Here is a 26,939-nt window from a genome sequence, read left to right as displayed (position 1 = left end):
AATCCTCAAATTTATACAGCGAGTCGACGGGAACCATTGATCGAACGCTAACGATGCTGGACGCCGCGGAGGGGGCGGAACGCAACCGTGGATTGAATGATGGGTTGCTGATCGAACCTGGAGGTATCCATGTCCGCATCACCCCTGTCCTTTCTCGGCTCCTCTTCCCGTTCCCTCGAATGGCTCGCCGGGCCCGGGGCGTTCCTGACCTCGACCGCCCTTTCCACCGGCCAGCTCGGCAGCCTCGGCCCGATCGCCTCCCTCGTGGAGGGCGCCACCGGGGCCGCCTCCGGCGACGCCACCGCCCCGGCGCTGCCGGACGCCGTGGCCGGGACCGCCAACCAGATTGTCCTGGAGACCCATGCGCAGCTCGAGGATGCCGGCCATCAGGTCGCGCCCTTGAACGGTCCGCTCCACGGCCTCACGACCCTCGGTGAGACCGTCGGCCTCGGCCATCTCGGCGAGGGCGGCCACCTCCTCACCGATCTCGGCGGCGTCGCCGCCAACCCGACCGACCCCGGAACGCTCGCCCCGGTCCTGAGCGATGCCGGGGGCGTCGCCGACGCCGCCAATGCCCTGGCGGGGTCGGTCACGGCGGCGCCCGAGGCCGGGAACGGCCTCGTGGGATCCGGCAGCGTGCTCGCGCCCGCCACGGGGATCCTGAACCAGGCCGTGCTCAACACGCACGCGACGCTGGAGGATGCCGGCCATCAGATCCCGGTCCTCAACGCCCCGATCCATGCGGTGACCGGCCTCGGCGAGACGGTCGGCCTCGGGCATCTCGGCGAGGCGGGCAACCTCCTCAGCGACGTGTCCACCCTTCCCGGCTCCCTCCTGAACGGCGGCGGCCTCGCCTCCGCGAGCCCGGCCCTGGCCGATCTCGGCCACGTCCTCGGTTCGGTCGACACGCTGGTGGGCTCGCTCACCGGGGCGGCGGACGGCGGCGGCCTGCTCTCGCCGACCGGGACGCTCGGGCCGGTCACCACCCTGGCCAACACCGCGATCCTCGACCTCCACACCACCCTGGAGACGATCGGCCACGAGGTCTCGCCCCTGAACGACGCGATCCACGGCCTGACCAATCTCGGCGAGACGGTCGGCCTCGGGCACCTCGGCGAGGGCGGCAACCTGCTGACGGACACCGCGGCCCTGCCCGGCCACCTTCTCGGCGGTGAGGGCCTGTCCGCCCTGTCGCCGATCCTGGGGGATGCGGGGCCGGTCGCCACGGCGACCGGGGGCCTCCTCGGGGGCGTGACCGGGATCGTCGGCGGGCTCGGCGGAGGCGGGGAGTCGCCCCTCGGCGGCCTGGGCGGGGTGGGCACCCTGCTGGGTCAGGGCGCCCCGCTCCAGCCGGCGGCCGACGCGGTCAACTCGCTGATCGACGGCGTCCATGCGAACCTCGAGCAGGTCGGCCACGACGTGCCCGTCCTGAACGACCCGGTCCATTCGGTGATCGGCCTCGGCAACACCCTCGGCCTGGGCGAGCTCGGCCAGACCAGCAACCTGCTGACCGATGCGGCGAACCTGCCCGGTGCCATCGCGGGCGGCGACGCGCCGGCGGCGATCGGCCAGGCGGTCTCGGATGCCGGACACGGGCTGGACGCCGCGGGCGGGGTGGTGGGCTCCGTCACGGGGGCCCTGAGCCATGCCGGGTCCGGCGCCCCGGCGGACGCCGTCGGCTCCCTCCTGGGCACGCTGACGGGGGGGTTGGGAGGCGGCGATGCGGCCGGCACCCATCCCCTGGTCGATATCGGGGCCGGCCCCACGACCGCGACGCCGGCCGCGGACGTGGCGGTGCTGACGCCGGGCTCGGACGCGCCCCATGCCGTCCAGGTGAGCGCGGTGGCCGCGCCGGCCGACCAGCCGGGCCTGCTCCACACCGCCCTGCTGTCGGGGGACGGCATCGCCTTCCCGCAGACCGGCCACGCGGCCGATTCCCTCGTGGGCCAGCTCCACGACATCACCGCGGCGACCACGGCCACCCCGGCCGAGGTCGGTGCCTCGCACGACCTCGTCGCGGACCTCGGCCTCGCCTCCCTCGACCTCGGCGGGCACGCGGCCGCGACCCACACCGACCCGACGCCGCACAGCGCGACGACCGGGATCCACCTCCTCGGCCTCTGACGCCCCGGCCCCCGCCACCCAGCGTGGCGGGGGCCTCCGACGTGCCCTTCCCCCCGCCGACCCTGGAAGCCGGAGAACCGTCCCGTGACCGACGAGCGCGTGCTGCGGAGTGCGAAACGCCGGGAATTCCGGGGGGCGGCCTGGGCCGGCCGGGGCGCCCTCGGCACCGTGATGCTGGTCAGCGGCCTCATCAACCTGCTGATGCTGACGGCGCCGATCTTCATGCTGCAGGTCTACGACCGGGTGCTGCCGAGCCGGAGCGTCGCGACGCTGGTGGGGCTCGCCGGCATCGCGCTGATGCTGTTCCTGGTCCAGAGCACCCTGGAGGTCTTCCGCGCCCGGATCCTCGGGCGGTTCGGGCGCCTCGTCGATGAGCGCCTGGGCGCACGGATCTTCCGCACGATGCTGGTGCGGGGATCGGAGGCGCCCCGCGCCGACGACGGCCCCCAGGCCCTGCGCGACCTCGAGACCGTGCGGGGCTTCCTGGCGAGCATGGCCTTCACCGTCTTCTTCGACCTGCCCTGGGTGCCCCTCTACATCGCGGTGTGCTTCCTGTTCCACCCGTGGCTCGGGGGGGCCATCGCCGCCGGCGCCCTGGTCCTGTGCCTGCTGACCGCGGTCACCGACTGGGCCACGGCCGCCTCGACCCGCGAGGGCGTGCGCGCGGCCGGCGAGCGCCGGGCCTTCGTGGACATGGCGCACCGGACCGCGCCGCTCCTCTCCGCCCTCGGCATGCGGACGCGGGTGGCCGCCCTGTGGCAGGACCGGGCGCGCCGGAGCCTCGATGTCGCCACCACCGGCAACGACCTCGCCATCGGCTTCGGCGCGGCGGCGCGCCTGATGCGGACGGTGCTGCAATCGGGCATCCTCGGCCTCGGCGCCTATCTCGTGGTCCGCGAGGAGGCGACGGCGGGGGTGATGCTGGCCGCGACGATCCTCTCGGCCCGCGCCCTGGCCCCGGTCGATCTGGCCATCGCCAACTGGAAGTCGTTCTCGGCCTCCCGGCAGGCCTGGACGCGCCTCGTCGCCTTCCTCCCGCCCGCGGAGCCGGCCGCCCTGACGCCGCTTCCGGCGCCCCGGGAGAGCGTGCGCGTGACCGCCCTGTCGGTGGCCGTGCCCGGCACGGACACGCTGGTCCTGCACGACGTCAACGTCGCCCTCGCCCCCGGCAGCGCCCTGGGCGTCATCGGCCCGAGCGGCTCCGGCAAGTCGACCTTCGCCCGCGCCCTGGTCGGCCTCGCGCGCCCGTGCCGCGGGGTGATCCGCTTCGACGGCGCGGCCATCGACCAGTGGGATCCCGATGCCCTGGGCCGCGCCATCGGCTACCTGCCGCAGGACATCGAGATGTTCGACGGCACCATCGCGCAGAACATCACCCGGTTCGAGGCCGAGCCCGATCCCGAGGCGCTGCTCTCGGCCGCCAAGGCGGCGGGGGTCCACGAGGTCGTGCTGCGCCTGCCCGGCGGGTACGACGCCCGGGTCGGGGCCGGCGGCCTCGGCCTGTCCGGCGGCCAGCGGCAGCGGATCGCCCTGGCGCGGGCCCTCTACGGCGACCCCTTCCTCGTGGTCCTCGACGAGCCGAACTCGAACCTCGACGTCGAGGGCGACCGGGCCCTGTCGGCCGCCGTGAAGGCGGTGCGCGACCGGGGCGGCATCGCGGTGGTGATCGCGCACCGGCCGAGCGCGCTGACGGCGGTGGACCGCATCCTCGTCCTCGGCGACGGGCGGGTGCAGCTCCACGGCCCCCGCGACGACGTCCTGGCCCGCTTGAGCGAACTCACCCGACAGGCACCGACGAGGGTCGCATGACCACGCCCGACACCCCCACCCGGCCGCAGGCGGACCCCTCCGCCGGCACCCGCCGCTCCCTCCGTCGCCACATCGCCGGGGTGGCCGCCGTCATCGCCGTGGCCACGGGCGTGGGCGCCTGGACCGCCGCCACGGAGCTCTCCGGCGCGATCATCGCGACCGGGTCCCTGGTCGTGGAGAGCAACATCAAGAAGGTGCAGCACCCGACCGGGGGCGTGGTGGCCGAGCTGGCGGTGGAGGAGGGCGCGCGGGTGAAGGCCGGCGATCTCCTGATCCGGCTCGACGGCACCACGGCCCGGGCCACCTACGACAGCGTCAGCAAGAGCCTGTGGGAGATCGCCGCCCGCAACGCCCGGCTGGAGGCCGAGCGCGACGGCCTGCGCGACGTCGCCTTCCCCGGCGAGCTGGCCGGGGCGGGGGCCGAGGTCGCCCGCATCGTCGATGGCGAGCGCAAGCTGTTCCGTTTCCGCCGGGACGCCCGCGAGGGCCAGAAGGCGCAGCTGCGCGAGCGGATCGGCCAGCTCAAGGAGGAGATCAAGGGCCTCGACGAGCAGACGGTCGCCAAGGAGCAGGAGGCGACCATCATCGGGCGCGAGTTCGAGAGCGTCGAGGGCCTGTGGAAGAAGAACCTCATCCAGCTGAACCGGCTCACCAGCCTGGAGCGCGACATCGCCCGGCTGAAGGGCGAGCGCGGCGTCCTCGTGGCGACCATCGCCCAGACCAAGGGAAAGGTCTCCGAGACCGAACTGCAGATCATCCAGCTGGAGCAGAACCTGCGCAGCGACGTCGCCAAGGAGCTGGCGGAGAACCGCGCCAAGGCCGCCACGCTCACGGAGCAGAAGATCACCGCCCTCGACCAGCTCCAGCGCATCGACATCCGCTCGCCGCAGACCGGCTACGTGCACGAACTGGCCGTGCATACCCGCGGCGGGGTGATCGCGCCGGGGGAGCCGATCATGCTGATCGTCCCCACGGCCGATTCCCTGGTGGTCGAGGTCCGGGTCGCGCCCCAGGACATCGACCGGCTCCAGACCGGCCAGGCCGCGGGCCTGCGCTTCCCGAGCTTCGACCAGCGCACCACGCCCGAACTCAACGGGCGGGTCACCCGGATCGCCGCCGACGTGAGCGAGGACAAGCGCACCGGGAGCTTCTACTACCTCGTCCGCCTCGGGGTGACGAAGGACGAGCTCGGCCGCCTCGACGGGGCCAAGCTGATGCCCGGCATGCCGGTGGAGGCCTTCATCCGCACCGCCGACCGGACCGTCCTGTCCTACCTGACGAAGCCCCTCACCGATCAGGCGCGCCGGGCGTTCCGCGAGAAGTAGGCCCCGGGGGGCGGGCCGCCCGGATCAGGCCGGCCTCGCGGGCCTGGCCGAGGGGTCGCCCCCCCGCCACAGCCAGAGCGCGGTGACGACCAGCAGCAGGGTGGCGAGGGCGCCGGTCCAGCCGAGCGCATCCCACCCCGCCCAGCGGCCCGGCCCGAGGGCGCGCACCAGCAGCGGGCCGGCGATCTGCCCGGCCGCGAACGCGGCGGTCATCCGCGCGAGCAGGGGCGTCGGATCGTCCGGCCGCGCTTGGCGGGCCAGCTGCAGCCCGGCCATGGTGGCGACCATGAACGTCCCGCCCACGAGGACCGCCGAGACGGCGATGGCCGGCAGCGTCCGGACCACGAGCGGCAGGGCGGTGCCGAGGGCCATGATCCCCTGGGCCAGGGCCCAGATGCGGCGGCGCGACCCGTGCGCCAGCCACCGCGCGACGGCCGCCACCGACAGGGCGGCGGCCAGGCCGAACAGTGGCCAGGTCAGCCCGAAGACCAGGGGATCGGGGGCCAGGGCCCGCGCCATGGCCGGGAGGAACGTCGCCGGGACGATGTAGCCGAACCCGAACGTGCCGTAGCACAGCACCAGGGCCAGCTGCGCCGTGCGGCCGGGCGGCGCGACCGCCACCGCCTCCCGCGCGCTCGCCCCCGCGGCGGGTGCCCCCTGCCCGCGCGACTGCTGCCAGACCAGCAGCGCCCCGGCGCCGGCGACCAGCCCGAGTTCGAGCCACAGCCGATCCGCCCGCTGGCGTCCGCCGAGCCACGTGAGCAGGCCGGCCAAGGCGATGCCGACGCCGACGCCGGTATAGATCCAGGCCCCAAGATGCCCGGCCCCGCGGCGGGCCAGTTCGGCGAGGCACCAGCCGCTCGCGCAGACCAGGGCCCAGGCGCTGAACACGCCGGCCGCGGCGCGCAGCCCGGCGCCGAGGAGGGCGGGCGATCCCGCATCCACCCCCGCCATCGCCAGCGTCGTCACCGAGACCCCGAGCAGGCTCAGCCACAGGCCGCGGCGCGGGTCGCCCGCGAACCACGGGGCGGTCAGGGCCCCGGCGAGGTAGCCGACATAGTTGGCGGCGGCCCATTCCGCACCCGCCGCACCGTCCAGGGTGCCGTCGCGGACCATCAGCGGCATGAGGGGCGTGAAGGCGAACCGGCCGATCCCCATGGCGATGGCCAGCGCCACGAGGCCGCTGCCGACGGTTCGCCGGTTCCCGCGCAGGGGCCGGGCGGGGGTGAGGTGCGTCGTGCTCATTGCGCGGGCACTTGAACACCCGCCCGTCCGCGTTGGAAAACGATTTCTCGCGTTCCCGGGATCGCGGGGCGCGCCGCGCTCTCCTCCCCACAAGGGGAAGGGGCCCGCACCGCGCCGTGGGGACACCGGGTCCAAGGGTCGCGGAAAACGCCCTATCCCGGCCTGGACTTCCCGTACCGCTTGACGAGGCGGTCCCGCTTCAGGCGCGAGAGGCGGTCGATCCAGAAGATCCCGTCGAGCTGGTCGATCTCGTGCAGCATCACCGCGGCGGCGAACCCCTCCGCCTCCTCCTCGTGGGCCGAGCCGGCGAGATCGCGGTAGCCGAACCGGATCCGGGCGGGACGGGCGATGGTCTCCCGGACCCCCGGCATGCTGACGCTGCCCTCCTCGTGGACGGCCGTCTCCGGGGAGGCGCTGAGGATCGCGGGGTTCACGTAGACCCGCAGGTCCGCATCCGGCGACATCCGGATGACGACGACCCGCCGGAGGATGCCCAGATGCGGGGCCGTGAGGCCGATGGCGGAGACGGCCAGCAGGGTATCCCGGACATCCCCGGCCAGCGCCTCCAGCTCCGGGCCGAAATCGTCCACCGGCGCGGCCGGGAGGGACAGGCGGGGATCGGGAAACAGAACGAGGTCGCGCGCCGGCATCGGGGGTCCACCCGCCTGCGGGGATGCAGGCCTTCCGCCCACTCTACAGCCGATCCGCCCCGGCGGGCGTCGTCCTTCGCGCTTTCTCCGCGAAGCCCCCCTCGATCCCGGGCCATCCGCCGCGGCGCGAGGGGGGCACGGGAGGGCGGCGCGCCCGGGGCCCTGGCCCGGAGCGGCGCCAGGGGGTACATCCCGCGCCCGTGGCGCCCCGGCCACGGCTCGGAATGCGGGAGACACCATGACGTCCGTGAACCAGCTGATCGCCGGGGAACTCGGGGTGCGCGAGGAGCAGGTGGCGGCCGCCGTCGCCCTCCTCGACGGGGGCGCGACGGTGCCCTTCGTCGCCCGCTACCGGAAGGAGGCCACCGGCTCCCTCGACGACGCGCAGCTGCGCCTGCTGGAGGAGCGCCTCGGCTACCTGCGGGACCTCCGCGACCGGCGCGCCACCGTGCTGGAGAGCATCCGCGCCCAGGGCAAGCTCACGCCGGAGCTGTCCGCCGCCATCGCCGCCGCCGACACCAAGGCGCGGCTGGAGGACATCTACCTCCCCTTCAAGACCAAGCGCCGCACCAAGGCACAGATCGCCCGGGAGGCGGGCCTCGCCCCCCTCGCCGAGGCCCTGCTCGCCGACCCGTCGAAGCCGCCCCTCGCCGCCGCCGCGGGCTACGTCGCGGCGGACAAGGGCGTGCCCGGCCCGGAGGCGGCGCTGGAGGGCGCCCGGCACATCCTGGCCGAGCGGTTCGCGGAGGATGCCGACCTCGTCGGGCGCCTGCGCGAGGAGTTCTGGAAGGGCGGCAAGGCCGTCTCCGGGGTCCGCAAGGGCAAGGAGGCGGCCGGCGCCAAGTTCGCGGACTATTTCGACTGGAGCGAGCGGCTGGAACGCATGCCCTCGCACCGGATCCTCGCCCTGTTCCGCGGGGAGAAGGAGGAGATCCTCGACCTCGACCTCGCCGCCGAGGGCGAGGACATGCCCGCGGGCACGCCGGGCCCGTTCGAGCGGGCGATCTGCCACCGCCACGGCATCGCCGACCGGGGACGGCCGGGCGACGCGTGGCTGTTCGAGACCGTGCGCGGGGCGTGGCGCACGAAGATCCGCACCGGCATCAAGAACGACCTGCGCGCCCGCCTGTTCGAGAAGGCCGAGGCCGAAGCGGTGAAGGTCTTCGCCGGCAACCTCAAGGACCTGCTCCTCGCGGCCCCGGCCGGGGGCCGGACGACGCTGGCGCTCGATCCGGGCTACCGCAACGGCGTGAAGGTCGCGGTGGTGGACGCCACCGGCAAGGTCGTCGCCGTGGAGACCACCTATCCGCACGAGCCGCAGCGCCGCTGGCAGGATACCGTGCAGACGCTCGGCCGGCTCTGCCGCCAGCACACGGTCGAACTCATCGCCATCGGCAACGGCACCGCCTCGCGGGAGACCGACAGGCTCGCCGCCGAGCTGCTCGCCGCCAACCCCGACCTCGGCATGACCAAGGTGCTGGTCTCGGAGGCGGGCGCCTCGGTCTACTCGGCCTCCGAGATCGCAAGCCGCGAATTGCCGGGCCTCGACGTGTCGCACCGGGGCGCCGTGTCCATCGCCCGCCGGCTGCAGGATCCCCTGGCGGAACTCGTGAAGATCGACCCGAAGTCGATCGGCGTCGGCCAGTACCAGCACGACGTCACCGAGGCGAAGCTGTCGCGCTCCCTCTCGGCGGTGGTCGAGGACGCGGTGAACGCGGTCGGCGTGGACGTGAACACCGCCTCGCCCGCCCTGCTCGCCCAGGTCTCGGGCCTCGGGGCGTCGCTCGCGGCCAACATCGTCGCCCACCGGGACGGGAACGGCCCGTTCCGCAGCCGGGCGGCCCTGAAGAAGGTGCCGGGCCTCGGGCCCAAGACCTTCGAGCTGGCCGCGGGCTTCCTGCGCATCCAGGGGGGTGAGAACCCCCTCGACAGCTCCGGCGTCCACCCGGAGGCCTACCCGGTGGTGCGGCGCATCCTTGAGGCGACGAAGAGCGACATCCGTCGGCTGATCGGCGACGGCGCCGTGCTGAAGACCCTGTCGCCCGCCGCCTTCGCGGACGAGCGCTTCGGCGTGCCCACCGTGCGCGACATCATCGCCGAGTTGGAGAAGCCCGGCCGGGACCCGCGCCCGGCCTTCAAGACCGCGACCTTCCAGGAGGGCGTCGAGACCATCGGCGACCTGAAGCCCGGCATGCAGCTCGAAGGCGTGGTGACGAACGTGGCCGCCTTCGGGGCGTTCGTGGACATCGGCGTCCACCAGGACGGGCTCGTCCATATCTCGGCGATGGCGCGCAAGCGGATCGCGTCCCCGTCCGAAGTGGTTAAGGCCGGCGACGTGGTGCGGGTCCTCATCCTGTCGGTGGACGTGCCGCGCAAGCGGATCGCCCTGTCCATGCGCCTCGACGACCCGATCGAGCGCACGGCGCCCGCCCCGGGTCCCCGGCCCGGCCCCCGGCCGCCGGAGGCGAAGCCCGCCCCCCGGGCCCAGCCGGAGGGCGCCCTGGCCGACGCCCTGCGCCGGGCCGCCACCCGCCCCGGCCGTTGAAGCGGGGGCCTACGGGGGCGGGAGGCGCCCCCGCCCGGACGACCGGGCGGCGTGGGGATCAGGCGGCATCCCTGTCGGCGTAGCGGTGGCAGTGGCGCAGGTAGCCGACCTCGTGCAGCCCCGCGAGCTCCACCACGCTGGACCAGAGCCAGGAGGGCGCCCCCCGGCCGCGCTCGCCGTCGGACACCACCTCGTCGCGCCAGCCGGAGCGCGTGGCCTCGTCCATCTGGCGCCCATGGGCCTTGCCAACCACGTAGGCGAGGTAGTGCGCCGCCCGCACCGCCTCCTCCCGGCTGAACTGATCGACGTCGAGCTTCAGGTCCTGGGGGGCGAGTTCGCGCATGACCACGGGCTTGCCCAGGAGGCGCACCGGCAGCATCCGCTCGCCGAGGTTCGGCGCCAGGGCCCGCGCCCCGGCCACGACCCGCTCGGCGGGGTCGAGGGGCATCTCCGCCCCCGGTGCCGCGGGGGCGGCCGAGGCGACGGCCTCCTTCAGGTCCACCAGCGCCAGGGCGCGCTTGCCCCCCGGCTCCTCGATCCGCACGAGGGCGGCGTAGCGCAGGGCGCCGAGGGAGCTGCACCCCTTCATCCAGTAGGCCGTGTCGATCAGCCGGACTTTCGCGCCGGGGTGGCGCCCGTTGGCCGAGAGGATGAGGTCCTTCACCTCCTGTCCGCCGAACAGCGCCTCGAGGGCCTGCCGCTCGTCGGCATCCAGGGCCCAGAACTTCCGCCCCAGGGGAATGGCGGGCTCGACGTCCTTCAGCCGCTCCTTCGCGAGGTGCTTCCAATGGCGGCCGAGGGCGCGGCGGCGGACGGTGTGGACCACGTCCGGCTCGGGCGGGCGGGCGTCCGCCTCCGGCCGCGACAGGCCGGAGGCGTAGCCGCGGATCATCTCCTCCAGCATCCGCGCGGTGACGATGCCGGGCAGGTCCGAGCCGCGGGCGGCGCTCGCCAGCGAGAGCCCGAGGCGGACGAGGTCGTGGGCGGGGTTGCCGATCACGGTCTGGTCGAGGTCCCGGATCTGGATGTCCACGCGCCCCTCGGCATCCGCCAGCGGCCCCAGGTTGCCGAGGTGGCAATCGCCGCAGATCCAGACCGGCGGCCCCTCCGGCAGGGTCCCCCGGTCCAGGCCGTGGAGCCAATCGTAGAACGTCAGCGTGTTGCCGCGGACGTAGGCGTGGGCCGACTTCGCCATCTTCAGCTGGCGCTGCCGTTCGAGGACATCCGCGCGCTCCTTGGGACCGCAGCCTTCATCCACGCGCATCGAAGACACCATCACCAGCCCGCATTCGACCCCCCCGGGGTGCGCAGGCGCATCCCGATCAGGGGTCCAACGCCGGGGGGCGGGCCTGGGTCTCGCGACCAATCGTCTGCGCTGTGGATGACGGAACCGGGGGCGGACGTGCGCCCACCCCCGGGACGGCCCGGATCAGGCCCGCAGCGGGCCGGGCTTGGCCGGCTCGGCCGGCGGGGGATGCAGCCGCCCGACGGTGGCGGCCACCTCCTGCAGGCTGGCGTCGCCCTTGCGCAGGACGCTGTGCGCCCCCGCGAGCTGGAGCCGCTCGTCGGCGGAGATGTCTCGGGCGCTGAGCACCACGACGGGGACCTCCGCGCAGGCCGGGATGGCGCGCAGCTCCCGCAGGAACGTGAAGCCGTCCATCACCGGCATCGTCAGGTCGAGCAGCACGAGGCCGGGCCGGGCCTCGCGCACCCGCGCCAGGGCCTCGGCCCCGTCGCCGGCCTCCCGCACGCCGAAACCGTGCCGGCCGAGCGTCGTCCGGAGCCGGTGGCGCATCCCGGCATCGTCGTCCACGACGAGCACGTCGCCGGCCTCGGCGTCGATCCGGTCGAGCACGCCCCGCAGGTGGGTCCAGTCCACGGGCTTCGGGATCGTGCCGGCGGCGCCGAGCGTCGCCCCCAGCGCCGCATCGGCGACGAAGCTGACCATGACCACGGGGATGTCCCGGGTCGCCTCGTCGGCCTTGAGCATCGCCAGGACCGCCCAGCCGTCCAGCTCCGGCATCATGATGTCGAGCAGGACCGCCATCGGGCGGAGCGCCCGCGCGAGGTCGAGCCCCGTGCGCCCGTCGGAGGCGGCCCGCGCCACGAAGCCCTGGCGGGTGAGGAACCGCACCATCAGCTCGCGCTGGCTCGCCTCGTCGTCGATGACGAGGACCAGCCGGCCCTCCCCGTGGGGAACGCCCTCCGCCTCCGCCGGGGCCGGCGGGGCGGGCTCGGCCGCGGCCGGCAGCACCGCGGGCACGGCGAGGGTGAAGGTGGTGCCGACCCCCTCGGCGCTTTCGACCCTGACGTCCCCGCCCATGAGGCGCGCGAACGCCTTGGTCAGGGCGAGGCCGAGGCCGGTGCCGCCGTACTTGCGGGTGGTGGTCTCGTCGGCCTGCGTGAAGCGCTGGAACAGCCCGGCCACCTGTTCGGGCGTCATGCCGATGCCGGTATCCGCCACGGAGAACACGAGGAGGCCGCCGGACGGATCCGGCTCCCGCCGGATCCGCAGGGTGACGGTGCCGTGCTCGGTGAACTTCGCCGCGTTGCCGATGAGGTTGAACAGGCACTGGCGCAGCTTCACCGCATCCGTGCGGGCCTCGCCGAGGCCGGGGCCGAGATCGAGGACGAGGCGGTTGCCCTTCTTGGTCACCAGCGTGTCGACGGTCGCCGCCGCGTCGCGGACGAAGGACTCCACGGCGAAATCCTCGGCGTAGACGTCCATCTTCTCGGCCTCGACCTTCGACAGGTCGAGCACGTCGTTGATCAGGCCGAGCAGATGCTGGGCGTTCGAGCGGATCTTGGCGAGGTCGGCTAGGAACGTGTCCTGGCCCAGATCCTCGGCCTCCTCCTGGAGCATCTCGGCATAGCCGATGACGGCCGAGAGCGGGGTGCGCAGCTCGTGGCTCATGTTGGCCAGGAACCGGCTCTTGGCCCGGCTCGCCTCCTCGGCGGCGTCGCGCGCCGCGCGCAGGGCGGTCTCGTACTGGTGGCGGGCGGTGACGTCGGTGTGGACGCCGACCCATTCGCGAATCGTCCCGTCGGCGTCGCGCACCGGCACGGCGCGGACCGTGTAGTGCCGCCATTCCCCGGCCGGCGTCCGGGCGCGGTGCTCGACGGCGAAGTCCCTGCCCGTGCCGATCACCTCGCGCCAGACCCGGACCGTCTCGGCCATGTCGTCCGGGTGGATGACGGTGGCCCAGCCGGCGCCGCGGGACTCGGCGAAGGTCTGGCCGGTGATCTGCTCCCATCCCGGCTGCTCCTCCACGAACTGGCCGGACGCGTCGGTGGTCCACATGATGCCGTGCACGGCCCGCACCGCCGCGCGGAAGCGCTCCTCGCTGCCGTGCAGCCGCCGCTGCGTCCGCCGCTGGTCGAGGGAGCCCGCCATCATCGCCAGGAACAGGATGGCGAAGGTGATGCCCGTCACCGCCAGGGCCAGCTTCTCCTGGCCCGCGCCCATGGCGGTCACATGGGCGGCGTGGGCGCCGGCCTCCTCGGCGGTGAACGTCGCCGCGGCCATGCCGGTGTAGTGCATGCCGGCCACGGCGAGGCCCATGACGGCGGCGGCGGCCAGTTTCTGCCAGGGCCTGTTGCGCCGGAAGGTCAGCCACAGGGCGGCGGTGGCCGCCGTGACGGCGATGGCGACCGACACGGCGACCACGGCGGGGTCGTAGGCGCGGTTGCCGGGCACGCGCATGGCGGCCATGCCGGTGTAGTGCATGGCCGCGACGCCCAGGCCCATGAGCGGCCCCGCCACCAGCAGCGAGCGCCACGCGGTCCCCCGCAGGGCGACCCAGGCGAAGGCGCCCCCGGTGGAGGCGACAGCGATGGCCAGCGACAGGACCGTGACCCCGAGGTCGTAGGCGGCCGGCTGGCCCATCTCGAAGGCCAGCATGCCGACGAAATGCATCGACCAGATGCCGCCGCCCATGGCCAGTGCGGCGCCCGTCCCCCATGCCCAGCGCGGGCCGGCATCGGACCTGCGCAGGCGGGCCCCGAGGTCGAGGGCCGCGTAGGAGGCGAAGACCGCGATGGCGATGGACAGCGCGACGAGGCCCGGATTGTAGCCGGTATGGATCATGGGAAAGCACGGAAGCCGGAGGAGCCGTGCGTCGGCGGACGACGGCAGCGGGTGCCGATGTAGGTCCCGAACGGCGTCCGATCAGTCGTCTTGCGTCACCGATGGCGGGAAGACCGCCCTCCCCGCCCCCACACCCCCTCCCGCCCCCCGGGGTGCCGGGGGTCACATTCCCGGCGCATTCGGGTCGCCCTCACTCCCCGGAACCGGGATGGCGGGCCCCGCGGCACCGGCTAGGCTTGCCAGCCGGGACGGGCCCCGGCACTCTCAGCTTGACAGTGAGCCGAACGGGCGTGCGGCGCCGGAGCGGGCCTCATCGGGCGGCAGGATAGGGGAAGTCCGGAATCATGATCATGGGCGGTGGGAAGGCCGGCGGCGGCGGGATGGACGGGTGCGCGCGGCCGGGGGATCGGGCCCGGCTCCTCCACCGCCGGTCGTTCCTGGCGGGGGCGTCCGCCGGCCTCGGCGCGCTCGGGCTCGGCGGCTGCGCGACGTCCGACGGCCTGATCCTCGCCGAGGCGCGGCGGACCTACGGGCCGATGCCGGACGAGAAGTTCGCGATTCCCGCAGTCGACATCAGCAAGGTCGATCCGAAGTTCTACCGCCGGACCGTCCGCTACGAATCCAAGGAAGCGCCCGGCACCATCGTCGTCGATCCGAGCAACTTCTACGTCTACCGCATCGAGGGGGAGGGATCCGCCACCCGCTACGGCGCCAATGTCGGCCGCGACGGCTTCCTGTGGAGCGGCGACGCCTATGTCGGCCGCAAGTCCGAATGGGCGACCTGGACGCCGCCCAAGGAGATGATCCGGCGCCAGCCGGAGGCCGCCAAATACGCCCGCGGCATGCCGGGCGGGCTCGACAACCCCCTCGGCGCCCGCACCCTCCACCTCTACCAGAACGGCGCCTACACGCTCTACACGATCTACGCGAGCAGCGATCCCGAGACGATCGGCACGGGCATCACGAGCGGCTGCGTCGGCCTGCTCAGCCAGGACATGATCCACCTCTACGCGCAGACGCCGGTGAAGACGAAGGTGGTCGTCCTGCCCGCGTAACCGGCAAGGCCCGCAGGACGCGGACAGGCCCCCGTGATCCGCCCGCCCCGGGGGGCGGCGAGCGGGCAGATGTTCGGACGATCTTCCCAAGATATCGCCCAAGATATCGCCCCAGTGTTCCCCCCTGGCGGCGCAGTCGATCTGTGGGATGACATGAACGTTCCATTAGGGATGGATCGAAGGATCGGTCGTCGGCGGGAATCATGACAAGGATTTGGAAGAACTCGGGCGTCAGGTACGGGTTGGTGACCGTATGTCCGAGGGCGTCCACCCATGGTCCTGCCGCTGTCTCTGGCACGTCGACTCCGCTCCGCCCGCACGTGGATCGCCCTCGGCGTGCTCGCCCCCATCGGCATGCTCGCCGTCTCCGGGACGATGCTGCTGGACATGCGGCAGGACGCCTACGCCAAGGCGGAGCAGACCTCGCAGAACCTGCTGCAGGTCCTCGAGCGCGACATCGACCGCAACATCGAACTCTTCGACCTCTCGTTGCGGGCGGTGGCCAAGAACCTCCGCGCCCCCGGCGTCGCCGAGGTGCCTGCGTCGCTGCGCCAGCTGATCCTGTTCGACCGGGCGGCGACCGCGCAGGACATGGGCGTCATGTTCGTCCTCGACGAGCGCGGGGACATCGCGGTCGATGAGGGCGCGGTGCCGCCGCGCCAGGGCAACTACGCGGATCGGGAATACTTCCGGATCCACAAGACCCGCACCGATATCGGCCTGTATATCGGCCAGCCCATCGTCTCCCGCCTGACCGGGGAGCGCATGCTGCCGTTCAGCCGCCGGATCGACCGGCCGGACGGCAGCTTCGGCGGGGTGGCCTTCGGAAGCCTCAAGCTCAGCTACTTCAGCCACCTGTTCGAACCGGTGGGCCTCGGCCGCGACGGGGCGATCAACCTGGACCTGCGCAACGGCACGCGGATCATGCGCCACCCCTACGTGGAGGCGGATATCGGCATGAACGTCGCCGGCCGATCGACCTTCCAGCGGTTCGTCAGCGCCCGCAGCGGGACGATGGTCGGCACCTCGCCCCGCGACGGGATCGAGCGGCACTACGCGTTCACCCAGATCGGCGCGTGGCCGCTCGTGCTGAACGTCGCGCTGTCGACCCGGGAGATCGAGGCGGAGTGGCGGACGAAGGCCTTCGGCATCGGCGGCATCGTCCTGGTCCTGTGCGGGCTGACGATGTTCCTCTCGCTGCTCTACGGCCGCGACCTGCGGCGGCGCGAGGCGATGCAGGCGGAGCTCGCCCGGCTGTCCTCGACGGACGCCCTCACCGGCCTGCCGAACCGGCGCCGGTTCGAGCAGGAATTCGAGCGGGCGTGGGAGGGGGCGCGCCTGGCCGGCAAGCCCCTCTCGCTGCTCATCGTCGATGTGGACCACTTCAAGCGCGTGAACGACCGCTACGGCCACCCGGTGGGCGATGCGGTGCTCCGGGAGCTCGCCCGCTGCCTGTCCGCGAGCGTGTCCCGGCCGCGGGATCTGGTCTGCCGGATCGGTGGCGAGGAGTTCGTCGTCCTGCTGCCGGACACCGACCAGCCGGGGGCGGTGCGGGTCGCGGGGGAGATCCACGACGGGGTGAGGACGCTGGGGATCGCCGCGGCGGGCATCCGGCCGGGGGCGGTGACCGTGAGCATCGGCCTGGCGGCGGGACCGCTGACCGCCGGGACGAAGCCCGACGACCTCTACCGGAACGCGGATGCGGCGCTCTACGAAGCCAAGACCGGCGGACGCAACCAGACCCAATGCGCCGCCGAGGGCGCCACCCGGGACCGCGTCCTGCGCCTCGTCGGGGTCTGAGGGGCGGGCGCCGAGGCCACGGCGGATACGATCTGGAAAGGAATCCGGTTAACCCGGCACACCATAAACGTGCGCTAAATAGAGCCCTATAGCGCGCTTTACGGGGCCTGGACTGAATGTGGAGAAGCAAAGGCGCGATGTGGCCCCGCCGCCCATCCGCCGTCCGCGGGGCGCCCGCGGTGGGCGTCGCCTTCGCCGGGGACCGTCGCGGCGGCATCGCCCTCACCTTCAGTCTGATCCTGCCCGTGCTGCTCGGCCTCGTCGGCGGCGGCCTCGACTATGCCCGCCTCGTCGCCAGCCGCAGCCAGCTGCAGGCCGCCGTCGATGCCGGCGCCCTCGCCGGGGGCAATGCGCTGAAGCTCGCCGCATCCAGCGTCGCCTCCGTCAAGGGCGTGACGAGCCAGATCGTCCGCACCAACCTGCCCGCCTCGGCGGACCAGACCGTGGCGGTCACCGTGGAGGTGGCCACCGACAGGACGAGCGTGTTCGCCCGCGCCGAGGAGAAGGTCAGCCTCGTCTTCGGCCGCTTCCTCGGCATGGGGGTCCAGACCGTCTCGGCCCAGGCCAAGGTCAGCCTCGTGGGCAAGATGCGCCTGTGCATGCTGACCCTCGACCCCGGCGCGCCGGGCGCGTTCAACCTGCAGAAGAATGCCCAGGTGACGGCGAGCAACTGCTCGCTCTACTCGAACTCGACGGACCAGCAGGGGATGGTCGGCGGCGACAACTCGATGGCGCGGGCCGACACGATCTGCTCGGCCGGGGGCTATCTGGGCCTGCGGGCGAACTTCGCCCCGGCCCCGCAGACAGGCTGCCCGGTGATCGGGGACCCGCTGAAGGGCCGGCCCACGCCCGCGGTCGGCACCTGCCCGAACTCCTTCGTCGCCAACCTGCTGACGCCCCTGGCGGGCGGCACGCACATCAGTGCGAACGCCACGCTGGAGCCCGGCACCTATTGCGGCGGGCTCTACGTCTCCGGCCAAGCGCACGTCACGTTGAAGCCCGGCATCTACGTCATCAAGAACGGGCCGCTCATCGTCACCAACTCGGCCTCGTTCAACGGCACCGCCGTCGGCCTGTACTTCACGGGCAACAACAGCGGCCTGCTCTTCAACCAGGGGACGACGATCGGCCTGACGGCGCCCACGAGCGGCGTGATGGCCGGGCTGCTGATGATGGACGACCGCGACGCCGGCACCATCCTCGACCCCGCGGCCCTCCTGAACGCCCTCATGCCCTCCAGCCAGGTCTCCCCGACACCCTCCGCCCTCGGCGCGACCCAGCCGATGCGGATCTACCGCATCATCAGCGACAACGCCCGGACCATGCTCGGCACGATCTACCTGCCGTCGGGCCGGGTGGTCATCGACGCGAGCCGCCCGGTGGCGGACCAGTCGGCCTACACCGTCGTGGTGGCCCGGCAGGTCAACCTCTACGAGGGGCCGAACCTGTATTTGAACGCCAACTACGATTCCACGAGCGTGCCGGTGCCCCAGGGCGTCGGCCCCCTCAGCGGCCGCGTCGTCATCACGCAATGAAGGTTCGTCCGGTCCCCGGTCGCCTCGGAGAGACGTCTTGCTCGCGCTGATCCTCGACGATTCCGAGATGAACAACCTGATGATGGCGCAGGCGCTCAAGCCCGTGGCCGAGTGCGAGCCCGTCGCGTTCACCTGCCCCGTGGCCGCCCTGGCCTTCCTGCGGGACAACGTCGACCGGATCGGGGTGGTCGTCACCGACTACGACATGCCCGGCCTGACCGGCCTCGACGTGATCGCCGCCGCCCGGGCGGTGCCGGGCTTCGCCCATGTCCCGATCGTCATGGTCACCAGCCTGGACCAGCGCAGCCTGCGCCACGAGGCCCTGCGGGCGGGGGCGACCGACTTCCTCGGCAAGCCCTGCGACCCCGTGGAGATCCAGGCGCGCATCACCAACCTCATGAAGATCAGCACGGCCCACCGGCAGGAGCAGGACCGGGCGGCCTGGCTCACCCGGGAGGTCGAATCCGCGGTCTCGGTCATCGAGGCCCGGGAGCAGGAGATCATCGCCCTGCTGATGCGCGCCGCCGAGCACCGCGACACCGATACCGGCGATCACGTCGCCCGGGTGGCGGCCTATGTCGGCATCATCGCCCGAAACCTCGGCTTCGACCCGCGGCCGCTCAGGGCCCTGAAGCTCGCCTCCACGATGCACGACGTCGGCAAGATCGGCGTCCCGGACGCGATCCTGCTGAAGGAGGGGCCGCTCTCGCCCGAGGAGCGGGCCGAGATGGAGAAGCACGCCGAGCGCGGCCGCCGCATCCTCGAAGGGAGCAGCTCGGACATCGTGCGCCTCGCCGCCGAGATCGCCGAGAGCCACCACGAGCGCTGGGACGGCACCGGCTATCCCCGCGGGCTGAAGGGAGAGCAGATCCCGCTGCCGGGCCGCATCGTCGCCGTCGCCGACGTGTTCGACGCCCTCGTGTCGGAACGTCCCTACAAGGCCGCCTGGCCCCTCGCGCGGGCCAAGGCCCACATCGCGGCCCAGGCCGGCACCCATTTCGACCCGCGCTGCGTCGATGCCTTCCTGGCCGGCTGGAGCGAGATCGAGCAGAGCCGGGCCGAGGCCGCCTGACCGGACCGGAGAGGAGCGAACCCGTGCAGCACACGTGGCCCAGGCCGGGGCTCTCCCTCGCCGCCCGGATCGCCCTGGCCGTCACCGGCGCGGTCTCGGCGGCCCTCGTCCTGGCGGCGGTGCTGTCGGTCTGGCGCGAGCTCGACCGCTACGCCGCCGACAAGCACGCGGCGCTGACGGCGGTGGCCGAGGTCTTCGCCTATGGCAGCGCGCGGGCGACGGCGGGGGGCGATGCCGAGGCGGCCGCGGCCACCCTCCGGGCTATCGGCCGCGTCCCGTCCATCGTCTACGGGGCGATCGAGCGGCGCGACGGCACCGTGCTGACCGAGCAGGGAATCGGCCTGCGCCTGACGCAGGACGCCGCCCAGGACGGCGAGGACCTGTCCCTCCTGCGCCTGCTGACGACGCGGACCCTCCGCGCGGAGGCGCCGGTGACCGAGAACGGGATGGCGGTCGGCCGCGTCGTCCTCATCGGCGAGACCGACGACATCCTCGACCATGTCTGGGCCGCCGGGCGGAACGCGGCCCTGGCCGCCCTGTTCGCGGTGGCCATCGGCATCGGCGTATCGCTGCAGTTGCAGCGCCGCATCATGCGCCCCCTGGCGACCCTCGCCCACACCATGGAAGCGGTCCGCCTGCAGCACGACTACGCCCGGCGCGCCCCGGTCATGGGCGACGACGAGGTCGGCCGGCTGGCCCGCACGTTCAACGACCTGCTCTCGGCGGTCAACGAGCGGGACCACCGCCTCGCCGCCCACAGCGCGCATCTCGAGGAGGAGGTCCGCGCCCGGACGGCGGACCTGAGCGAGGCCAAGCAGGCCGCCGAGAGCGCCAACGAGGCGAAATCGACCTTCCTGGCCACGATGAGCCACGAGATCCGCACGCCGATGAACGGCGTGCTCGTGATGGCGGAATTGCTGGCGAGCTCGGACCTGCCGGTGCGCCAGCGCCGCTACGCCGACGTGATCGCCCGGTCGGGCAAGTCGCTGCTGGCGATCCTCAACGACATCCTCGACTTCGCGAAGGTGGAGGCCGGCAAGCTCGACCTCGAACGCGTCCCCGTGAGCCCGGACGAGGTCGCCGACACCGTCGTCACCCTGTTCGCCGCGCGGGCCCGGTCGGCCGGGCTGGACCTCGCGGCCAGCGTCGCGCCGGAGGTGCCCCGCGCCATCCTCGGCGATCCCGTCCGCCTGGGGCAGGTGGTGAGCAACTTCGTCTCGAACGCCCTGAAGTTCACGCCCCAGGGCTCCGTCTCCCTCCACATGGGGATCGACCGGGAGGACGGCGTCCTGGTCGTCGCCGTCACCGACACCGGCATCGGCATCCCGCAGGACAAGCTGGCGACGATCTTCTCGGCCTTCTCGCAGGCGGACCAATCCACCACCCGGCGCTTCGGGGGGACCGGCCTCGGCCTGTCGATCGCCCAGCGGATCGTGGAGGCGATGGGCGGCAGCGTGGCCGTGACCAGCACGGTGGGCGTCGGCTCGACCTTCTCCGCCCGCATCCCCGTCGAGGTGGCCGAGCCCGCCCGCCCGGTCGCGCGGCGGCCGGAGGTCCCTTCGGGCGTGGTCCTGCGCACGGAGGGCGCCGCGACGCGGCAGGCCCTCGCCGCCAGCCTCGCCGCGGCCGGGTTCGCCCCTTCCGTGACGGCCGGGGACGGGCCGACCCACTGGATCGTCGATGCCGCCGCCCTCGTGGCGGCGGGGGGCAGGCCGGAGGGCGCCGGGCGGGTCCTCGTCCTCGGCCCGCCGGGGGACGCCGGCGCCGACGAGGCCCTGCGCCGGGGCCTCGCGGACGAGATCCTGCGCTGGCCGGTGACGCAGGCCGAGTGGCGGCCCGCCCTCGAAGCCCTCGCGGACGGCAGGCCCTTCGCCCAGCCCGCGCTGCGGGACGCCGCGGCCGACCGTCTGCCCCGGTTCCCCGGCGCCCGCGTGCTCGTGGCCGACGACAGCGAGGTCAACCGCGAGGTGGCCCTGGAAGCCCTGGCCCGCTGCGGCGTCACGGATGTCGTGGCCGTCGAGGACGGGGCGGCGGCGGTGGAGGCGGCCGGCGCACGCCCCTTCGACCTCGTCCTGATGGACGGCAGCATGCCGGTGATGGACGGCTTCACCGCGGCCAGGACCATCCGCGGGCACGAGGCGGCGGCCGGCGGCCGGCGCACGTCGATCATCGCCCTGACGGCCCATGTCCTGGCCGACGCGGCGGAGGCGGCGGAGGCCGCCGACATGGACGGGACCCTCGCCAAACCCTTCACCCTGAGGCAGCTCGCGGACCTGCTGCAGCGGTTCGCGCCGGGGCGCCCGGATGCGGGCGAGCCGGAGGCGCCGCTCGCGACCCCCGCCGAGGGGGCCGTCCAGGACACACGCCCGGACGACACGCGCCCCGACGACGCGCTCCTCGACGACGAGGTCCTCGGCGGGCTCATGGCGCTCGGGGACGGCGCCTTCCTGGGGCGGATCCTCGACCTCTACCGCCAGCAGGCGCCCGTCGCCCTCGCGGCCCTGAGGGCCGCCCTGGCGGAGGCGGACCAGCCCGGGATCGCCCGGGCGGCGCACAGCCTGAAATCCATGAGCGCCAACGTCGGCGCCCGGGTCCTCGTCGAACGCCTGAGGCCCATCGAGCTGGCCGCCCGCGACGGCGCCCATGCCGGCCCCCCCACCGAATGCGACGCGCTGGAGGGCCTGCTGGCCGCGACGGTCCTCCTGCTCGACCGGAGGACCGCCCCCGGCCGGGCGGCGGCGTAGGCCCGGCTCTCAGAGGAAGCGCAGGTTGTCCCGGTTCAGCTGCGCGACGGAGGCGCACCCCATCAGGCGCATGTCGCGCTCGATCTCCGTCCGCATCAGGCCGAGCGCCCGCTCGACCCCGGCCTGCCCGGCGGCGGCGAGGGGGAACAGGTAGTAGCGCCCGAGGCCCACCGCCTTCGCCCCGAGGGAGAGGGCCTTCAGCACATGCGTGCCGCGCTGGACACCGCCATCCATGATCACGTCGATGCGGTCGCCCACGGCGTCCACGATCTCGGCGAGCTGGTCGAAGCCCGTGGCCGAGCCGTCGAGCTGGCGCCCGCCGTGGTTCGACAGCACGATCCCCGTGCAGCCGATCTCGGCGGCGCGCTTGGCGTCCTCCACCGACATCACGCCCTTGAGGCAGAACTGGCCGCCCCATTCCTGCACCATGGCGGCGACGTCGTCCCAGGACAGGCTCGGGTCGAGCATCTCGGTGAAGTAGCGGCTGATCGAGAGCGATCCGCCGCCCATGTCCACGTGGTTGTCGAGCTGGGGCAGCTTGAAGCTCTCGTGGGTCAGGTAGTTCAGGGCCCAGGCCGGCTTCATGGCGAACTGGACCATGCCGCCCAGGGTGAGCCGGAAGGGAATGGAGAACCCCGTGCGCTTGTCGCGCTCGCGGTTGCCGCCGGTGATGCTGTCCACCGTCAGCATCATCACCTCGATGCCGGCCCGCTTGGCGCGGGCCATCATCTCGCGGTTCAGGCCGCGGTCCTTGTGGAAGTAGAACTGGTAGACCTGCGGGCTGCCGCTGATCCGGCGCGCCTCCTCAAGGCTCACCGTCCCCAGGGACGAGACGCCGAACATCGTCCCGAACTTGCCGGAGGCCGCCGCCACGGCCCGCTCGCCCTGGTGGTGGAACAGCCGCTGCAGGGCGGTGGGCGAGCAATAGACCGGCATGGCGAGCTTCTGGCCCATCACCGTCACCGACATGTCGACCTCGCCGACGCCGCGCAGGACGTTGGGCACGAGGGTGCAACGCTCGAAGGACGAGGTGTTGCGGCGGTAGGTGACCTCGTCGTCGGCGGCGCCGTCGATGTAGTCGAAGATCGGGCCCGGCAGGCGCCGCTTCGCCATGCGGCGGAAATCGTGGAACGAGTGGCAGTGCGAAAGGCGCATCGTTGAACTCCGCAGGCGCGCGCGACGTCTTCGCCGTCTCCCCCGGCGACGAAATCGAGGACGCCGGCCCAGCCGAAGCGCCCGGCGACTGCAACCACTCTGAGGCGCGGCTCTGGTAAATTGTTTTTACCAGAGCCGTCAATTGGAAACATCGTTTGTCCGATGTATGCCGTCCGGACGGTCCCACGCGATGCCCGTGGGCGGGAGCCGACCATGGAGCAGGATCCGATCAAGGGCGGAAGCGTCGCCGAGTGCACGGCGCGCCGTCTGAAGGATCTGATCGCGGAGGGCTCCCTGAGCCCCGGCGACCTGCTGCTGCCGGAGCGGGATCTGGCGCGTCACCTGAACGTCTCCCGCCCGACCCTGCGCCAGGGGATCAAGATGCTGGAGGAGGACGGGCTGATCGTCTCGACCCCGGCCGGCCGGTCGGTGGCGCCGCTGGGGCGGGAGATCGCCGATCCGCTGATCGCGCTGATCGCCTCCCACGCGGAGGTGGTGGACGACTACCTGGAGTTCCGGGCGGTGACGGAGCCGATGGCCGCCCGCCTCGCCGCCGCGCGGGCGAACGCCGTGGACCGGGAGCGCCTGGCCGCCTGCCTGGCGCGCATCGACCGCGCCCACGACGACGGGATTCCGCGGGAGGAGGCGGAGGCCGACGTCAGCCTGCACATCGCGGTCTACGAGGCGAGCCACAACCTCGTGGTGCTGCACACGATGCGGGCGCTGTCGGGGATGCTCCGGCAGGGCGTGATCGAGAACCGCGAGACGCTGTTCGCCCGCCCCGAGACCCGGGACCGGCTGCGGGCCCAGCACCGGGCGATCACCGAGCGCGTCCTGGCCGGAGACGTCGAGGGGGCGGGCGAGGCCGCCGAGGCGCACATCCACTACACCCACCGGGCGCTCAACGAGGTCAAGGCCGCCGAGGCCCGGCTCCAGGTCTCCCTGCGCCGCCTGAACAGCGGCGGCCTGACCGCGCGGCACAAGGACGGCCGGTAGGGCGGCCGGCCGGCGCGCCCCGTCAGGGCGCCACGGTGGCCTCCTGGTCCGAGTGCCGGAGGGCCTCGGCGACCATGCCGGACCCCTTCATCTCGCCCAGGAAGTCCCGGAGGTAGGCCTGCGCCGCCTCGCGCCCGTGCGGCGTCGCCATCGCCTGCTCGATGACCATGAAGCGGCCGTCGAACACCCGGAAGCCGGGGTGGGTGCGGGCGAAGGCGGCGAGCGGCTGGCGCACCCCCGCCGCCACCTCGACCTCGCCCCGCCCGAAGGCGGCGATGGCGGCGGCCGAGGTCGGCGCCCGCACGAGGGTGGCCTGCGTCAGGGCGCGGGTGAGGAACAGGTCGTAGGCGCTCCCCTGCCCGACCGACACCCGCACGCCCCGGCGGTCCACCGCGTCGGGGGTCGTCAGGGGCGAACCGTCGGCGACCATGTAGGTGCCTTCGATCAGCACGTAGGGCTGCGTGAAGGTGATCTCCGTCGCGCGCTGCGGGTCGATGGCGAGGAAGGCGACGTCCCACGCGCCGGAGCGGACGGCCTCGGTCACCCTGCCCGCGCCATCGAAGGGGAGCAGCTCGACCGGGACCCCGAGGCGCTGGCCCAGGGCCCGCGCCAGGGCCACCGAGACGCCGCCGGGCTCGCCGGAGGCGCCCCTCTGCGCCAGGACCGGGTTGCCGTAGTTGATGGCGGCCCGGAGCGTCCCCGTCGGGGCGATCGTGCGCACGATCTCCGGCGGCGGTTCGGCGGCGCGGGCCGGGGCGACGGCCATGAGGCCGGCGACCAGCGATGCGGCGAGCTTGTCCATGGGCGTGCGATCCCGTGCGGGGCCGGGCGGATCGGGTGTGGCCCCGCCCCGGCATACGTCCTCCGGGCGCGAAAGCCAGACTTCGCGGGCGGATCCCGGCCCGGTCCCCGTCGGCGGGGCCGCCGCGGTGGACCGGGACGCCTCAGTGCCGGGCCGGGGCGGCCGCTTCGGAGTGGGCGTGGGCGAGGAAGAAGCGGACCATCTCGCGGCTGGCATCGGGCCCCTGCGGCGCCGTGAAGGAGCCCGCCGGGCTGCCGCCGGACCATGCGTGTCCGGCACCGTGCAGGACCCACTGTTCCAGGACCGGCCGACCGGCCGGGTCCCGCTGGACGGTGCAGGTATAGGCCACGCCGTCGGGCGTGCGGCCCTCGCTGACGGTCCGGCTCAGGGCCGGGCCGGGGGTCGCCTGGGCGATGACCTGATCGCCGTTGGCGGGGTGGACCGTCCCGTCGCGGTCGCCGTGGAACACGATGGTCGGGACCCCGTGCCGGGCGCGCCCCGGCGCCGCCGCGCCGTTCCCCTTCATGGCCGCGAAGGCCGAGGACACGTCCCGGGCGGAGCCGCAGGCGAGGCCCGAATGGACGCCGACCGCCGCGAAGAGGTCGGGATGGGTCGCGGCCAGGATCGCCGCCGCCGCCCCGCCGGCCGAGAGGCCCGCGGCGTAGACGCGGCTCGGGTCGGCCGCGAACTCCTCGATCACCTGGCGGACGATGCCGGCGATCAGGGTGGGCTCGCCCCCCTCGCGCTGCTGGTCGCCGGGCTCGTACCAGTTCCAGCACCGCTGCATGTTGGCCGAGCGCGGCTGCTCGGGATAGGCCACGAGGAAGGTTTTCTCCTCGGCGACCTCGTTCATCCGCGTGCCGCGGGCGAAATCGTCCGGGTTCTGGGTGCAGCCGTGCAGCATCACCACCACCGGCAGGGCTTGGCCGGTGTAGCCGCTCGGGACGTAGACCTTGTAGGTGCGGCTGCCCACCGCGCTGGCGAAGGTGCGTGTCTCGAACCGGGCGCCCTGCGGAAGCGGGGCGGCGCTGGGCGCGGCGGCCCCCTGGCCCGGCCCGAACCCGGCCCCCAGGCCGGTTCCGACCCCGGCGCTGGCGAGCGAATCCCGGATCACGCGCATCACGTTCCCCGCGATGTCGCCCCCGGGGATGTCACCCCCGGGGATGTCGCCTCGGGGCGCGGCGTCCTGCGGCGGTGCGGTCCAGGTGCCGCCGGGGGCCGCGGGCGCCACCATGTCGATGGTGTCCGACCCGGTGGTGGCCGGCGCCTCCGCCTCCCGGTGGGCCTCGGCCCATTGGGCGTAGGCCGCAGCCTGCCGCCTCTGCATCTTGGCCATCGTCTCCATCACCCGCGCGGCGCGGGCCGGGTCGGCCTTCGCGGACGAGAACGGCCGGAAGGCCATCTTCGGGAAGGGCATCTTGGCGAAGTCCATCTTCGGAAAGCGGGTCATCGGTGGAATCCTGCAGGGCGAGGATGGGACGGTGCGGGATGCCCGGCCTTCTCCGCGGAGACGTCGTCGGGGGCGGGTGTCAGGCGATGCGGTCGGCCAGGGCGGCCTTGACCGCGGGGCTGGCCTGGAAGGCGCCGAGCACCTCGACGGAGGCGATCGCGGCGCGGGCGAGTTCGGGGGTCACGTCGAGGGCGATGCTGGCCAGCCCGAGGACCTGGATGTGCAGCGGCGTGCCGGCATCGCGGGCCGCTTCGAGGGTCCGCCGCGAATAGTGCGAGAGGCCGAGGTGAAGCTGCTTGCGGGCCACGGATTGCTTCACCGCCTCGCCCTGCCGCTCGATCTGGTTGCGCACGGCGGTGCGGATGAAGTCGGCACGGTTGGCGTAGAAGCCGTCTCGGACCATCAGGTCGATGTGACCGAGGTCCACGAAGCCGAGATTGATGGTGATCTTCTCGCTGTCCGGCAGCTTGGGCCGCAGCTCATGCACGGTGTCCGCCATCGCCTTCCCTCCCTGTACCATGCGGTTGGATGGTCTAGAGATGGCG

18 protein-coding genes are annotated in these 26,939 nt (G+C 73.3%); 10 read left to right on the top strand and 8 right to left on the bottom strand.

The annotated features are described in order from the left end of the window. Positions 1-129 precede the first annotated feature (129 nt). From MKK53_RS06930 to MKK53_RS06920, 3 genes are all read left to right on the top strand, one after another. Positions 130-2,124: a hypothetical protein gene (locus MKK53_RS06930; RefSeq protein WP_243927958.1), complete on the top strand. Its 1,995-nt coding sequence runs from the start codon at positions 130-132 to the stop codon at positions 2,122-2,124. 84 nt (positions 2,125-2,208) lie between these two features. Then, positions 2,209-3,933, top strand: a complete 1,725-nt coding sequence (locus MKK53_RS06925) for a type I secretion system permease/ATPase (protein WP_243927957.1) — start codon at positions 2,209-2,211, stop codon at positions 3,931-3,933. Beyond that, on the top strand, positions 3,930-5,258 hold the full coding sequence (locus MKK53_RS06920) for an HlyD family type I secretion periplasmic adaptor subunit (protein ID WP_243927956.1): 1,329 nt from the start codon (positions 3,930-3,932) through the stop codon (positions 5,256-5,258). The genes MKK53_RS06925 and MKK53_RS06920 overlap by 4 nt, the downstream gene beginning before the upstream one ends. Before the next feature lie 24 nt (positions 5,259-5,282). On the opposite strand, the gene MKK53_RS06915 is transcribed toward MKK53_RS06920, so the two are convergent. Next, on the bottom strand, positions 5,283-6,503 hold the full coding sequence (locus MKK53_RS06915) for a YbfB/YjiJ family MFS transporter (RefSeq protein WP_243927955.1): 1,221 nt from the start codon (positions 6,501-6,503) through the stop codon (positions 5,283-5,285). 152 nt (positions 6,504-6,655) lie between these two features. Further along, a complete protein-coding gene (locus MKK53_RS06910; RefSeq protein ID WP_243927954.1) occupies positions 6,656-7,153 on the bottom strand; it encodes a peptide deformylase in 498 nt (165 codons plus the stop codon). 238 nt (positions 7,154-7,391) lie between these two features. Between MKK53_RS06910 and MKK53_RS06905 the strand changes: the two genes are divergently transcribed. Next, positions 7,392-9,698, top strand: coding sequence for a Tex family protein (locus MKK53_RS06905; RefSeq protein WP_243927953.1), 2,307 nt, complete (start codon positions 7,392-7,394; stop codon positions 9,696-9,698). A gap of 58 nt (positions 9,699-9,756) precedes the next feature. Here the strand turns inward: MKK53_RS06905 and MKK53_RS06900 are convergent, their stop codons facing one another. Together MKK53_RS06900 and MKK53_RS06895 are read right to left on the bottom strand one after the other, a co-directional pair. Beyond that, a complete protein-coding gene (locus MKK53_RS06900) occupies positions 9,757-10,962 on the bottom strand; it encodes a DUF2252 family protein (RefSeq protein WP_243927952.1) in 1,206 nt (401 codons plus the stop codon). A gap of 165 nt (positions 10,963-11,127) precedes the next feature. Then, a complete protein-coding gene (locus MKK53_RS06895; protein WP_243927951.1) occupies positions 11,128-13,785 on the bottom strand; it encodes an MHYT domain-containing protein in 2,658 nt (885 codons plus the stop codon). A gap of 344 nt (positions 13,786-14,129) precedes the next feature. Between MKK53_RS06895 and MKK53_RS06890 the strand changes: the two genes are divergently transcribed. The 5 genes from MKK53_RS06890 to MKK53_RS06870 all read left to right on the top strand — a co-directional run bounded on the left by MKK53_RS06890 (position 14,130) and on the right by MKK53_RS06870 (position 21,991). Then, a complete protein-coding gene (locus MKK53_RS06890) occupies positions 14,130-14,840 on the top strand; it encodes a L,D-transpeptidase (RefSeq protein ID WP_243927950.1) in 711 nt (236 codons plus the stop codon). A 273-nt stretch (positions 14,841-15,113) separates the two neighbouring features. Next, the gene (locus MKK53_RS06885; protein WP_243927949.1) at positions 15,114-16,640 is read left to right on the top strand and encodes a sensor domain-containing diguanylate cyclase; all 1,527 of its coding nucleotides are present in this window, start codon (positions 15,114-15,116) and stop codon (positions 16,638-16,640) included. Between the two features lie 137 nt (positions 16,641-16,777). After that, positions 16,778-18,175 (top strand): pilus assembly protein TadG-related protein, encoded by a 1,398-nt coding sequence (locus MKK53_RS06880; RefSeq protein WP_243927948.1) that lies wholly within the window; start codon positions 16,778-16,780, stop codon positions 18,173-18,175. Between the two features lie 37 nt (positions 18,176-18,212). Then, positions 18,213-19,247, top strand: coding sequence for an HD-GYP domain-containing protein (locus tag MKK53_RS06875; RefSeq protein WP_243927947.1), 1,035 nt, complete (start codon positions 18,213-18,215; stop codon positions 19,245-19,247). Positions 19,248-19,270: 23 nt separating this feature from the next. Beyond that, entirely contained in the window at positions 19,271-21,991 is a 2,721-nt protein-coding gene (locus MKK53_RS06870) for an ATP-binding protein (RefSeq protein WP_243927946.1), read from the top strand. Between the two features lie 9 nt (positions 21,992-22,000). Here the strand turns inward: MKK53_RS06870 and MKK53_RS06865 are convergent, their stop codons facing one another. Beyond that, a complete protein-coding gene (locus MKK53_RS06865) occupies positions 22,001-23,146 on the bottom strand; it encodes an alpha-hydroxy acid oxidase (protein ID WP_243927945.1) in 1,146 nt (381 codons plus the stop codon). Positions 23,147-23,359: 213 nt separating this feature from the next. On the opposite strand from MKK53_RS06865, the gene MKK53_RS06860 reads away from it, so the two are divergent. Next, entirely contained in the window at positions 23,360-24,142 is a 783-nt protein-coding gene (locus MKK53_RS06860; RefSeq protein WP_243927944.1) for an FCD domain-containing protein, read from the top strand. Between the two features lie 22 nt (positions 24,143-24,164). Here MKK53_RS06860 and MKK53_RS06855 read toward each other — a convergent pair whose 3' ends face one another. The 3 genes from MKK53_RS06855 to MKK53_RS06845 all read right to left on the bottom strand — a co-directional run bounded on the left by MKK53_RS06855 (position 24,165) and on the right by MKK53_RS06845 (position 26,893). Then, positions 24,165-24,944, bottom strand: a complete 780-nt coding sequence (locus tag MKK53_RS06855; RefSeq protein WP_243927943.1) for an ABC transporter substrate-binding protein — start codon at positions 24,942-24,944, stop codon at positions 24,165-24,167. A gap of 142 nt (positions 24,945-25,086) precedes the next feature. After that, positions 25,087-26,346 carry an alpha/beta hydrolase family esterase gene (locus MKK53_RS06850; protein ID WP_243927994.1) on the bottom strand — a complete coding sequence of 420 codons (1,260 nt, stop codon included), beginning with the start codon at positions 26,344-26,346 and terminating at the stop codon, positions 25,087-25,089. A gap of 127 nt (positions 26,347-26,473) precedes the next feature. Further along, on the bottom strand, positions 26,474-26,893 hold the full coding sequence (locus tag MKK53_RS06845; RefSeq protein ID WP_243927942.1) for a CopG family transcriptional regulator: 420 nt from the start codon (positions 26,891-26,893) through the stop codon (positions 26,474-26,476). Between the last annotated feature and the right edge of the window lie 46 nt (positions 26,894-26,939).

It is taken from the genome of Methylobacterium sp. J-076, from assembly GCF_022829405.1.
Classification (GTDB): domain Bacteria; phylum Pseudomonadota; class Alphaproteobacteria; order Rhizobiales; family Beijerinckiaceae; genus Methylobacterium.
Note: the sequence above shows the minus strand (reverse complement) of the source record. Positions and strands in the feature narration are given on the sequence as shown.